This window comes from Stenotrophomonas sp. YJH_SMC_36 (genome assembly GCF_059369935.1).
Genome location: NZ_JCAFTD010000001.1, coordinates 655,505 through 668,043 on the forward strand (window position 1 = coordinate 655,505; position 12,539 = coordinate 668,043).

A 12,539-nucleotide genomic window follows, 5' to 3' on the forward strand; every position below is an offset into this window, starting at 1 on the left:
CTGACAAGAGCGCGCCAAGCCCCCATGGCAGAGCAAGCATCCTTCATCGACCGACTCTCCGCACGTTTCGCTGGTGCGAAGGTCATCGTGGTCGAACCCCGCGGCGAAGTGACGCTGGAAGTGCCTGCCGCCGAGTGGCACGCCACCGCCCTGGCGCTGCGTGACGAGTTTGGTTTCGAGCAGGCCGTGGACCTCTGCGGCGTGGACTACCTGGGCTATGGCTCCGACGAATGGGACACCGCCGACGTGTCCTCGCACGGCTTCAGCCGCGGCGTCGAGGGCAAGGCGCAGGGCCGCTTCGCGTGGGGCGAGTTCCCCAGCGAGGAGAGTGCCGAAGGCGCCCGCCCGCAGCACATGCCGACCCAGCGCTTTGCCGTGGTGGCGCAGCTGCGCTCGTACCAGCACAACCTGATGATGCACCTGCGCTGCTTCGCACCTGACGAAGCGCTGCCGGTGGTGTCCTCGCTGACCGGCATCTGGCCGGGCCTGAACTGGTTCGAGCGCGAAGCGTTCGATCTGTATGGCGTGATCTTCGAAGGCCACCCGGACCTGCGCCGGATCCTGACCGACTACGGTTTCGTCGGCCATCCGTTCCGCAAGGACTTCCCGCTGATCGGCAATGTCGAAGTGCGCTACGACGAAGAAAAGAAGCGCGTGATCTACGAACCGGTCACCTCGGTGGAGCCGCGTGTCGGCGTGCCGCGCGTGATCCGCGACGACGCCCGTCTGCAGACCGCAGCCGGCGAGCGCGCGCAGGAGGCAGTGAAGTGAGCCACGTACACCAGGCCGGCGAAGCGTTCGCCAGCAATGCCGCCGAAAGCCGGCAGGAAATCCGCAACTACACCATGAACTTCGGCCCGCAGCATCCGGCCGCGCATGGTGTGCTGCGCCTGATCCTGGAGATGGACGGCGAGACCATCATGCGCGCCGACCCGCACGTCGGCCTGCTGCATCGTGGTACCGAGAAGCTGGCCGAGTCCAAGCCGTTCAACCAGTCGATCGGTTACATGGATCGCCTGGATTACGTGTCGATGATGTGCAACGAGCACGCCTACGTGCGCGCGATCGAGACCCTGATGGGCATCGAAGCGCCGGAGCGTGCGCAGTACATCCGTACCATGTACGACGAGATCACCCGCATCCTCAACCACCTGATGTGGCTGGGTTCCAACGCGCTCGACCTGGGCGCGATGGCGGTGATGCTGTATGCCTTCCGCGAGCGCGAAGAGCTGATGGACTGCTACGAAGCGGTTTCCGGCGCGCGCATGCACGCGGCGTACTACCGTCCGGGCGGTGTCTACCGCGACCTGCCGGACCACATGCCGAAGTACAAGGAATCCCGTTGGCACAAGGGCAAGGCGCTGAAGCAGCTCAATGCTTCGCGCGAGGGCTCGCTGCTGGATTTCCTGGAGAACTTCACCAATGAGTTCCCGGGTCGCGTCGACGAGTACGAAACCCTGCTGACCGACAACCGCATCTGGAAGCAGCGCACCGTCGGCATCGGCGTGGTCACCCCGGAACTGGCGCACCAGTGGGGCATGACCGGCGTCATGCTGCGCGGCTCGGGCATCGCCTGGGATCTGCGCAAGAAGCGTCCGTATGCCAAGTACGATGCCGTTGATTTCGACATTCCGCTGGGCAAGGAAGGCGACTGCTACGACCGTTATCTGGTCCGCGTCGCCGAGATGCGTGAGTCCAACCGCATCATCAAGCAGTGCGTGGCATGGCTGAAGGCCAACCCCGGCCCGGTCATGGTCAAGAACTTCAAGGTCGCTCCGCCCAGCCGCGAGGACATGAAGGACGACATGGAAGCGCTGATCCACCACTTCAAGCTGTTCAGCGAAGGCTACTGCGTGCCGGCCGGCGAGACCTACTCGGCGGTGGAGGCCCCGAAGGGTGAGTTCGGCTGCTACCTGGTTTCCGACGGCGCCAACAAGCCCTTCCGCGTGCACCTGCGTGCGCCTGGCTTCGCCCACCTGTCCTCGATCGACTCGGTCGTGCGCGGCCACATGCTGGCCGACGTGGTGGCGATGATCGGTACCTACGATCTGGTGTTCGGCGAGGTTGACCGGTAATGCCGTCTGCCACGCCAACGCCTGCTGCAGGCAGCCGGCGCAAGCCGGCGCCGCAGTTCCTGGAATTTCACGTTATGCATTTCGCTGAGGTCGGCCGATGAAGGCGACAGGTAATTTCGAGGCGGCGCGCGACGTCGACCCGATGGTGGTGCTGAGCGACAAGACCCGCGCTCACATCGATCACTGGCTGTCCAAGTTCCCGCCGGACCGCAAGCGCTCTGCCGTGCTGCAGGGCCTGCATGCGGCCCAGGAGCAGAACGAGGGCTGGCTGACCGACGAGCTGATCGCCGGCGTGGCCAAGTACCTGGACCTGCCGCCGGTGTGGGCCTACGAGGTCGCCAGCTTCTACTCGATGTTCGAGACCGAGAAGGTGGGCCGCAACAACGTGGCCATCTGCACCAACATCAGCTGCTGGCTCAATGGCGCCGAGGACATCGTGCGCCACTGCGAGAAGAAGCTGGGCATCAAGCACGGCGAATCGACCCCGGATGGCCGCGTCTACCTCAAGCGCGAGGAAGAGTGCCTGGCCGGCTGCGGCGGTGCGCCGATGATGGTCATCAACGGTCACTACCATGAGCGTCTGACCCTGGAAAAGGTCGACGAGCTGCTGGACGGGCTGGAGTAAGGGCATGGCACATCACCACGAATCCAAGGGCCCGGTCGGTCCCGCTCCGCTGCCGCACCAGGTGGTCTACACCACCCTGCATTACGACACTCCGTGGTCGTACGAAAGCTACCTCAAGACCGGTGGCTACGCTGCCCTGCGCAAGATCCTCGAAGAGAAGATCCCGCCGGAGCAGGTCATCGAGATGGTCAAGGCCTCCGGCCTGCGCGGCCGCGGTGGCGCAGGCTTCCCGACCGGCCTGAAGTGGTCCTTCATGCCCAAGGGCAACATGCAGAAGTACATCCTCTGCAATTCGGATGAATCCGAGCCGGGCACCTGCAAGGATCGCGACATCCTGCGTTACAACCCGCATTCGGTGGTGGAAGGCATGGCGATCGCCTGCTACGCCACCGGTTCGACCGTGGGCTACAACTACCTGCGCGGCGAGTTCCACCACGAGCCTTTCGAGCACTTCGAGCAGGCCCTGGCCGACGCCTACGCGAACGGCTGGCTGGGCAAGAACGTGCTGGGCTCAGGCGTGGACATCGACATCTACGGTGCTCTCGGTGCCGGTGCTTACATCTGCGGCGAAGAAACCGCGCTGATGGAATCGCTGGAAGGCAAGAAGGGACAGCCGCGCTACAAGCCGCCGTTCCCGGCCAACTTCGGCCTGTACGGCAAGCCGTCGACGATCAACAACACCGAGACCTACGGCTCGGTGCCGGCGATCATCCGCAACGGTCCGGAGTGGTTCAAGGGCCTGAGCCGGACCGCCAATGGCGGCCCGAAGTGCTTCTCGGTCTCCGGCTGCGTGCAGAACGGCGGCAACTTTGAAGTGCCGCTCGGCACCACCTTCGACGAGCTGCTGGAAATGGCCGGTGGCCTGCGCCCGGGCCGTACCCTGAAGGGTGCGATTCCGGGCGGCGTCTCCATGCCGGTGCTCACCGCGGCGGAGCTGAAGGGCCTGCCGATGGACTACGACACCATCCGTGCGCTGGGCTCCGGCCTGGGTTCCGGGGCGGTCGTGGTGCTGGATGACAGCGTGTGCTGCGTCAAGTTCGCCTGCCGCATCAGCCAGTTCTTCCACAAGGAATCCTGCGGCCAGTGCACGCCGTGCCGTGAAGGCACCGGCTGGATGCACCGCGTGCTCGAGCGCATCGTCGCCGGCAAGGCCACGATGGAAGACCTGCACCAGCTGAAGGCGGTGGCCGGCCAGATCGAAGGCCACACCATCTGTGCGTTCGGCGAAGCGGCGGCATGGCCCATCCAGGGCTTCCTGCGCCAGTTCTGGGACGAATTCGAGTACTACATCGTCAACGGTCATTCGATGGTTGACGGCAAGAAGGTGGAGGCAGCCGCCGCATGAGCGCGCAACCCGTAAACCCGAACGTGCCACCGGACCATGTGACCATCGAGATCGATGGCAAGTCCCTGGTCGTGCCCAAGGGTTCGATGATCATCCAGGCCGCCGACAAGGCCGGCATTCCGATTCCGCGCTTCTGCTACCACGAGAAGCTGCCGATCGCCGCCAACTGCCGCATGTGCCTGGTGGACGTGGAGAAGTCGCCGAAGCCGGCGCCGGCCTGCGCCACGCCGGTGATGGACGGCATGAAGGTCGCCACCCGCAGCGAGAAGGCGCTGAAGTTCCAGCGCTCGGTGATGGAGTTCCTGCTCATCAACCATCCGCTGGACTGCCCGATCTGCGATCAGGGCGGCGAGTGCGAGCTTCAGGACGTGTCGCTGGGCTATGGCCGTTCGGTCAGCCGCTTCAACGAGCGCAAGCGCGTGGTCCCGGACGAGGACATGGGTCCGCTGGTCGCCACCGAGATGACCCGCTGCATCCAGTGCACCCGCTGCGTCCGTTTCACCGCCGAAGTGGCGGGCACCTATGAACTGGGTGGCATGTACCGCGGCGAGAACCTGCAGATCGGTACTTACGACGGCAAGCCCCTGACCACCGAACTGTCCGGCAACGTCGTCGACGTCTGCCCGGTCGGCGCGCTGACCAACAAGGTGTTCCAGTTCCGTGCCCGTCCGTGGGAGCTGACCGCGCGCGAGTCGCTGGGTTACCACGACGCGATGGGGTCGAACCTGTTCCTGCATGTGCGCCGCGGTGAAGTGCTGCGTTCGGTGCCGCGCGACAACGAAGCGGTCAACGAATGCTGGCTGTCCGACCGCGACCGCTACTCGCACCAGGGCCTGTACAGCGAAGACCGTGCGGTCAAGCCGCTGCGCAAGGTCAACGGCGAGTGGAAGGAAGTGAGCTGGGCCGAAGGCCTGGCCGCTGCCGCCGATATCCTCAAGGCGAACCAGGGCGACACCCTGGGCGTGCTGGTGCACCCGTCGACCTCCAACGAGGAAGGCGCTCTGCTGGCGCGCCTGGCCAAGGGCCTGGGTTCGGGCAACATCGATCACCGCATCAACAACCGCGATTTCTCCGACGCCGCCACCGCCGAAGTGTTCGGCCTGCCGCTGGCGGAGATCGAAGGCGCTGACCGCATCGTGGTTCTGGGCAGCAACATCCGCCATGAACTGCCGCTGCTGCATGCCCGCCTGCGCAAGGCGCAGACCCAGAACGGCGCGAAGATCCACGTCGTCAACCCGGTCGACTTCGACTTCGCCTTCAGCATCGCCGGCAAGCAGATCGTCGCACCGTCGCAGTTCGTCGATGCCCTGGCCAACGCCGAGCTGCGTTCGGCGGTGCAGGGTGGCAGCAACACCGTGCTGATCGTCGGCGCCATCGCCGAGAGCCACCCGCAGGCTGCCGCGATCCGCGCCGCCGCGCGTGATTTCGCCACCGCCACCGGTGCCCGCCTGTGCCGCATTCCGCAGGGCGCCAACGCCGTCGGCCTGACCCGTGCGGGCGTGCTGCCGGCCGGCAGGGACGTCGCCGCGATGCTGGCGCAGCCGCGCCAGGCCTACGTGGTGTACGGCCTGGAGCCGGGCCTGGACTTTGCCGATGCGCCTGCCGCGCGCAAGGCGCTGGCCGGTGCCCAGGTCGTGGCGTTCAGCCACTTCGCCTGCGCCTCGACCCGCGACGTCGCCGATGTGATCCTGCCGATCGGTGCGCTGCCGGAAATCGACGCCACCCTGACCAACCTCGATGGCCGCGAACAGTCGGCCCGTGCCGGTGGCAAGCTGCCGGGCGAGGCCCGTGAAGGCTGGCGCGTCCTGCGTGCGCTGGGCGGTGAGCTGGCGGTGGCCGGTTTCGACTTCATCGATCTGGCGGGCCTGCGTGCCAGCCTGGCACCGGTATCGGTCACCGTGGCTGCGTCGGCCCAGCCGGCCGTTGCAGGCGAAGGCCTGGAAGTGGCCTCGACGGCGGCGATCTACCGCACCGATGCCGTGGTCCGCCGCGCTCCGGCGCTGCAGTCGCATCCGCTCAACAACGCCCCGCGCATCGTCCTCAACACGGAAGATGCCGCACGCCTGCAGCTGCAGGAAGGGCAGATGGCCAAGGTCGGCACCGATGCCGGTCGCGCCACCCTGCCGGTGGTGGTCGACGCCCGCGTCGCTGCGGGTTCGGTCTGGATTGAATCGGGCCACGGCGCGACCGCGCCGCTGGGTGCCGCTCGCGTAACGGTGGTGGCTGCATGAACGAATTGCTGTTGAACGCGGTCGATCCGCTGCACCAGTGGCTGCTCGGCCTCGGTGACATCGGCGCGCTGCTCTGGATCATCCTGAAGATCCTGGTGATCACCGTACCGGTGATCGTCTCGGTGGCCTTCTACGTGGTCTGGGAACGCAAGCTGATCGGCTGGATGCACGTCCGCCATGGCCCGATGTACGTGGGCATGGGCATCTTCCAGGCCTTCGCCGACGTCTTCAAGCTGCTGTTCAAGGAAGTGGTCCAGCCGAGCAACGCCAACAAGGCGATCTACCTGCTGGCACCGCTGATCACCCTGGCCCCGGCGTTCGCGGCCTGGGCGGTGATTCCGTTCGATTCGCAGATCGTGCTGTCCAACGCCAATGCCGGCCTGCTGTACCTGCTGGCGATGACCTCGCTGGGCATCTACGGCATCATCCTGGCCGGCTGGGCGTCCAACTCGAAGTATGCGTTCCTGGGTGCGATGCGTGCCTCGGCGCAGATGATCAGCTACGAAATCGCGATGGGCTTCGCCCTGGTCGGCGTCATGATCGCTTCGGGCAGCCTGAACCTGAGCAACATCGTGATGGCCCAGGCCGGCAGTTCCGGCTTCTTCGACTGGTTCCTGATTCCGCTGTTCCCGCTGTTCGTCGTGTACTGGGTGTCCGGCGTGGCCGAGACCAACCGTGCGCCGTTCGACGTGGTGGAAGGCGAGTCGGAAATCGTCGCTGGCCACATGGTCGAGTACTCGGGCGGCGCGTTCGCGCTGTTCTTCCTGGCCGAGTACGCGAACATGATACTGATCAGTTTCCTGATCTCGATCTTCTTCCTCGGTGGCTGGCTGAGCCCGATCCAGGGCTGGGTCGATCCGGGCACTGTGTCGCCGCTGGTCGACTGGATCTGGAAGGGTGGCGCGCCGTGGCTGTTCGTCAAGGTGTTCTTCTTCGCCAGTGCCTACATCTGGTTCCGTGCCAGCTTCCCGCGCTTCCGCTACGACCAGATCATGCGCCTGGGCTGGAAGGTCTTCATTCCGCTGACCATTTTCTGGATCGCGGTCACCGCCGTCATGGTGTTCTTCGGCGTGATTCAAAAGGGCGTCTAAAGTGATGAACAGGATTACCCATTACTTCAAGAGCCTGCTGCTGCTCGAACTGCTGGCCGGCCTTTGGCTGACGCTGAAGTACAGCGTCAGGCCGAAGTACACGATGATGTACCCGATGGAGAAGTTCCCGCAGTCGCCGCGCTTCCGTGGCCTGCATGCGCTGCGCCGCTATCCCAACGGTGAAGAGCGCTGCATCGCTTGCAAGCTGTGCGAGGCGGTCTGCCCGGCGCTGGCCATCACCATCGATTCGGCCAAGCGCGAGGACGGCACCCGCCGCACCACCCGCTACGACATCGACCTGTTCAAGTGCATCTTCTGTGGCTTCTGTGAGGAAAGCTGCCCGGTGGACTCGATCGTCGAAACCCACATCCTCGAGTACCACTTCGAGAATCGTGGCGAAAACATCGTTACCAAGCCGCAGCTGCTGGCCCTGGGCGACCGTCTCGAGTCCGAGATCGCCGAGCGTCGCGCCGCCGATGCCGCTTACCGCTGAGGTCGAGAGATGGATTGGGTAAATATCGCTTTCTGGGTCTTCGCCATCGTGGCCGGCATCTCCGCCGCGGCGGTGATCAGCGTGCGCAACCCCGTGCACGCCGTTCTGTGCCTGGTGCTGACCTTCTTCTCCGTTGCCTGCGTGTGGCTGCTGGTGGGCGCCGAGTTCCTCGGTGTGGCGCTGGTGCTGGTCTACGTCGGCGCGGTGATGGTGCTGTTCCTGTTCGTGGTGATGATGCTTGACATCGATCCGTCGAACCTGCGTGAGGGCTGGGTGCGTTACCTGCCGGTGGGCCTGGTCGTGGCCGTGGCGATGCTGGTGCAGATGCTGATGCTGATCGGCGTCAAGGGCAGGGCGGTCAACCCGTTCCCCGCCGACAATGCCGCCGCTCTGGCCGCTGACACGTCCAACGTCACCTGGCTGGCCCGCAGCCTGTTCACCGAGTACCTGCTGCCGTTCGAGTTCGCCGCCGTCATCCTGACCGTGGCCGTGGTGGCCGCGGTGATGCTGACCCTGCGTCGCCGCGAAGGCCTGAAGACCCAGAACCCGACGCAGCAGACCATGGTCAAGGCGCACGATCGCCTGCGCGTGGTCAAGATGAGTGCCGAGCAGCCGGTGGTGCACAGCAACAGCACGCCTGCGGCGGGCGAAGAGGAGACCAAGGCATGATCACTCTGGGCCATATCCTGGCGCTGGGCGCGGTGCTGTTCTGCATCAGCCTTGCCGGCATCTTCCTCAACCGCAAGAACATCATCGTGCTGCTGATGTCCATCGAGTTGATGCTGCTGTCGGTGAACATCAACTTCGTCGGATTCTCGCGCCAGCTGGGCGATCCATCCGGCCAGCTGTTCGTGTTCTTCATCCTGACCGTCGCCGCTGCCGAGGCCGCCATCGGCCTGGCGATCCTGGTGACCCTGTTCCGTACCCGCCGCACGATCAATGTCGGCGAAGTCGATTCGCTGAAGGGCTGATCCACAGATGGAAATCACTCTCTCCAAGAGTCTGTTGATCGCAGTGGTGCTTGCACCGCTGTTCGGCAGCATCATCGCCGGCCTGTTCGGTCGCCAGGTCAAGCGCTTCGGCGCGCAGACCATCACCATCCTCGGCGTTGCGGTTGCGTGCGGCCTGTCGATGTACACGCTCTACCAGCTGCTGTGGGGCGGGGCGCAGCCGTTCAACCAGAACGTCTACACCTTCTTCGAAGTCGGCCAGTACTCGGCCCACGTCGGTTTCATGGTCGACAAGCTGACCGCGATGATGATGGTGGTGGTGACCTTCGTGTCGCTGCTGGTCCACATCTACACGATCGGCTACATGCAGGACGATCCGGGCTACCAGCGCTTCTTCAGCTACATCTCGCTGTTCACCTTCTCGATGCTCACCCTGGTGATGAGCAACAACTTCCTGCAGCTGTTCTTCGGCTGGGAAGCGGTGGGCCTGGTGTCGTACCTGCTGATCGGCTTCTGGTTCAAGCGCCCGACCGCGATCTTCGCCAACATGAAGGCGTTCCTGGTCAACCGCGTCGGTGACTTCGGCTTCCTGCTGGGCATCGCCGGCGTGCTGTGGGTGTTCGGCACCCTGGACTACTCCGAGGTGTTCTCGCAGGCCAGCATGCTGGCCGACCCGCGCGCCCAGCTGCAGATCTGGGACGGCACCCTGTTCGGGATGCAGCTGCTGAACGAGCCGGTGATCTGGTCGATCGCCACGCTGATCTGCATCTGCCTGTTCATCGGCGCCATGGGCAAGTCGGCCCAGGTCCCGCTTCACGTGTGGCTGCCGGATTCGATGGAAGGCCCGACGCCGATCTCGGCGCTGATCCACGCCGCGACCATGGTGACCGCCGGTATCTTCATGGTCACCCGCATGTCGCCGCTGTTCGAGCTGTCGCAGACCGCGCTGGACTTCATCCTGTTCATCGGTGCCACCACGGCCTTCTTCACCGGCCTGATCGGTATCGTGCAGAACGACATCAAGCGCGTGGTCGCGTACTCGACGCTGTCGCAGCTGGGCTACATGACCGTGGCGCTGGGTGTTTCGGCCTATTCGGCTGCCGTGTTCCACCTGATGACCCACGCCTTCTTCAAGGCGCTGCTGTTCCTCGGCGCCGGTTCGGTCATCATCGCCATGCACCACGAGCAGGACATGCGCAAGATGGGCGGCCTGCGCAGGTACATGCCGATCACCTTCATCACCATGTGGATCGGTACCCTGGCCCTGGTCGGTACGCCGTTCTTCTCCGGTTTCTACTCGAAGGACACCATCATCGAGGCCGCCGAGATCCATGCCCATATCCAGGGCAGCTGGGTGGCCACCTATGGCTACTGGGCGGTGCTGGGCGGCGTGCTGGTGACCAGCTTCTACAGCTTCCGCCTGCTGTTCATGACCTTCCATGGCAAGGAGCGCTTCCGCGACGCGCATGACGATCATGGCCACGGCCATGACGATCACCATGCCGCCGATGCGCACCATGCCGACGCCCACCATGACGACCACGGTCATGGCCACGGCGCGCACGAGCCGCACGAGACCCCGTGGGTGGTGACCCTGCCGCTGATCCTGCTGGCCATCCCGTCGATCGCCATCGGCTTCTTCAGCATCGGTCCGATGCTGCACGGCACCGACTGGGCCGGCCACCACGCCCATGAGGCGATCAAGGGCCAGGCGACCACGTTCTTCACCGGCATCGTCGACTTCTACGATCCGGCCAAGAACACCGTGGCCTTCCTCGGCGAGGAGTTCCATGGCCCGGTGGCGTTCGCGCTGCACGGCATGATGCTGCCGCCGTTCTGGCTGACCCTGGCGGGCTTCCTGCTGGCCGCGTTGTTCTACCTGTGGAAGCCGGACCTGTCGGGCAAGGCACGCAAGGCCTTCGCCCCGCTGGTGTCGGTGCTGGAAAACAAGTACGGCTTCGACAAGCTGTGGATCGATGGCTTTGCCGGTGGCAGCGTCAAGCTCGGCAGGGTCTCGCGCTGGATCGACAGCAACATCGTCGACGGCGTGGTCAATCTCTCGGCACGTGTTGTGGACGTCGCAGCCGGCGTGCTGCGTCGTACCCAATCCGGTTTCCTCTATCACTACGCCTTCGCGATGATCATCGGCCTGATTGCCCTGCTGGGCGTGCTGATGCATTACCTGCGTTGATGACCTGTACGGAATAAGAAGACGTGTCGAACTGGCCTCTACTCAGTGTCCTCATCTGGCTGCCGATCATCGGTGGTGCCCTGATCCTTGCGATCCGTGATGCGCAGACCGCCCGCTGGGCGTCGCTGGGCGTGGCGGTGCTGACCTTCGTGGCGAGCCTCTCGCTGCTGGGCGGCTACAACCCGGGCATCGATGGCCTGCAGTTCGTCGAGACCCATGCGTGGATCCCGGCGTACAAGATCGGCTACAACCTGGGCGTGGACGGCATCGCCGTGGCGCTGATCCTGCTGACCACCCTGGTCAGCGTGCTTGCCCTGATCGGTGCCTGGAGCGCGATCGACAAGCGCGTCAACCAGTACGTGGCGGCCTTCCTGATCCTGGAAGGCGTCACCGTCGGCATCTTCGCTGCGACGGACGCGATGCTTTTCTACGTGTTCTTCGAAGCGATGCTGATCCCGATGTTCCTCATCATCGGTGTCTGGGGTGGCCCGCGTCGCATCTACGCCGCACTGAAGTTCTTCCTCTACACCTTCCTCGGCTCCGTGCTGATGCTGGTGGCGCTGATCTACCTGTACATGAAGGGCGGCAGCTTCCAGCTGGCCGATCTGTACGCGCTGCCGCTGACGGCCAAGGAGCAGACCTGGATCTTCTTCGCCTTCCTGATCGCCTTCGCGGTCAAGGTGCCGATGTTCCCGGTGCACACCTGGCTGCCGGATGCGCACGTGGAAGCGCCGACCGCCGGTTCGGTGATCCTGGCCGCCATCGCGCTGAAGATCGGTGGTTACGGCTTCCTGCGCTTCAACCTGCCGATCGTGCCGGATGCTTCGCTGGAGTGGGCCTGGCTGGTGATCGCGCTGTCGCTGATCGCGGTGATCTACGTTGGCCTGGTCGCCCTGGTCCAGGACGACATGAAGAAGCTGATCGCGTACTCGTCGATCGCGCACATGGGTTTCGTCACCCTGGGTACCTTCATTGCCCTGTGGCTGGTGCGTGAAGCCGGCAACGTCGATGCGGCCCGCCTGGGCCTGCAGGGCGCGATGGTGCAGATGATCTCGCACGGCTTCGTGTCGGGTGCGATGTTCTCCTGCGTCGGCGTGCTGTACGACCGCATGCACAGCCGCCGCATCGCCGATTACGGCGGCGTGGTCAATGTGATGCCCTGGTTCGCCACCTTCGCCATGCTGTTCTTCATGGCCAATGCGGGCCTGCCGGGCACCAGCGGTTTCGTCGGCGAGTTCATGGTCATCCTGTCCGCCTTCCAGCGTAACCCGTGGATCGCCCTGGGCGCGGCCACCACCCTGATCATCGGTGCGGCCTATACCCTGTGGCTGTACAAGCGCATCTTCTTCGGCGAAGTGGCCAACAGCCATGTCGCCGAACTGAAGGACATCAACGGCCGCGAATGGCTGGTGCTGGGCGTGTTCGCCATCGGCGTGCTTGCCCTGGGCATCTACCCCAAGCCGCTGACCGACCTGATGGAGCCCTCGATCGCGAAGCTGGCGATGCAGATCGCATCCAGCAAGCTGCTGTAATTCCAG

Annotated in this window: 11 protein-coding genes; all 11 read left to right on the top strand. The window is 64.6% G+C overall.

Translation table 11 applies throughout. From position 1 onward, the window contains the following. Positions 1-24 precede the first annotated feature (24 nt). Complete coding sequence (locus AC5P76_RS02835; RefSeq protein WP_065181852.1) at positions 25-771, top strand: NADH-quinone oxidoreductase subunit C; 747 nt, start codon at positions 25-27, stop codon at positions 769-771. Beyond that, positions 768-2,075: an NADH-quinone oxidoreductase subunit D gene (locus AC5P76_RS02840; RefSeq protein WP_053519911.1), complete on the top strand. Its 1,308-nt coding sequence runs from the start codon at positions 768-770 to the stop codon at positions 2,073-2,075. The genes AC5P76_RS02835 and AC5P76_RS02840 overlap by 4 nt, the downstream gene beginning before the upstream one ends. Before the next feature lie 97 nt (positions 2,076-2,172). Beyond that, positions 2,173-2,700, top strand: a complete 528-nt coding sequence (gene nuoE, locus AC5P76_RS02845; RefSeq protein ID WP_006381132.1) for an NADH-quinone oxidoreductase subunit NuoE — start codon at positions 2,173-2,175, stop codon at positions 2,698-2,700. A 4-nt stretch (positions 2,701-2,704) separates the two neighbouring features. Then, positions 2,705-4,045, top strand: a complete 1,341-nt coding sequence (gene nuoF / locus AC5P76_RS02850) for an NADH-quinone oxidoreductase subunit NuoF (RefSeq protein ID WP_065175540.1) — start codon at positions 2,705-2,707, stop codon at positions 4,043-4,045. Continuing rightward, entirely contained in the window at positions 4,042-6,276 is a 2,235-nt protein-coding gene (gene nuoG, locus AC5P76_RS02855) for an NADH-quinone oxidoreductase subunit NuoG (protein WP_253118683.1), read from the top strand. The genes nuoF and nuoG overlap by 4 nt, the downstream gene beginning before the upstream one ends. After that, entirely contained in the window at positions 6,273-7,367 is a 1,095-nt protein-coding gene (gene nuoH, locus AC5P76_RS02860) for an NADH-quinone oxidoreductase subunit NuoH (protein ID WP_053519914.1), read from the top strand. Before nuoG ends, nuoH begins: the two co-directional genes overlap by 4 nt. A 4-nt stretch (positions 7,368-7,371) precedes the next feature. Next, positions 7,372-7,860: an NADH-quinone oxidoreductase subunit NuoI gene (gene nuoI, locus AC5P76_RS02865; RefSeq protein WP_053519915.1), complete on the top strand. Its 489-nt coding sequence runs from the start codon at positions 7,372-7,374 to the stop codon at positions 7,858-7,860. 9 nt (positions 7,861-7,869) lie between these two features. Then, positions 7,870-8,529, top strand: coding sequence for an NADH-quinone oxidoreductase subunit J (locus AC5P76_RS02870; RefSeq protein WP_053519916.1), 660 nt, complete (start codon positions 7,870-7,872; stop codon positions 8,527-8,529). Further along, positions 8,526-8,831, top strand: a complete 306-nt coding sequence (gene nuoK / locus AC5P76_RS02875; protein WP_053519917.1) for an NADH-quinone oxidoreductase subunit NuoK — start codon at positions 8,526-8,528, stop codon at positions 8,829-8,831. Before AC5P76_RS02870 ends, nuoK begins: the two co-directional genes overlap by 4 nt. Positions 8,832-8,838: 7 nt before the next feature. After that, positions 8,839-11,001, top strand: a complete 2,163-nt coding sequence (gene nuoL, locus AC5P76_RS02880) for an NADH-quinone oxidoreductase subunit L (RefSeq protein WP_053519918.1) — start codon at positions 8,839-8,841, stop codon at positions 10,999-11,001. A 23-nt stretch (positions 11,002-11,024) separates the two neighbouring features. Then, a complete protein-coding gene (locus AC5P76_RS02885) occupies positions 11,025-12,533 on the top strand; it encodes an NADH-quinone oxidoreductase subunit M (RefSeq protein ID WP_053519919.1) in 1,509 nt (502 codons plus the stop codon). Positions 12,534-12,539: the final 6 nt, after the last annotated feature.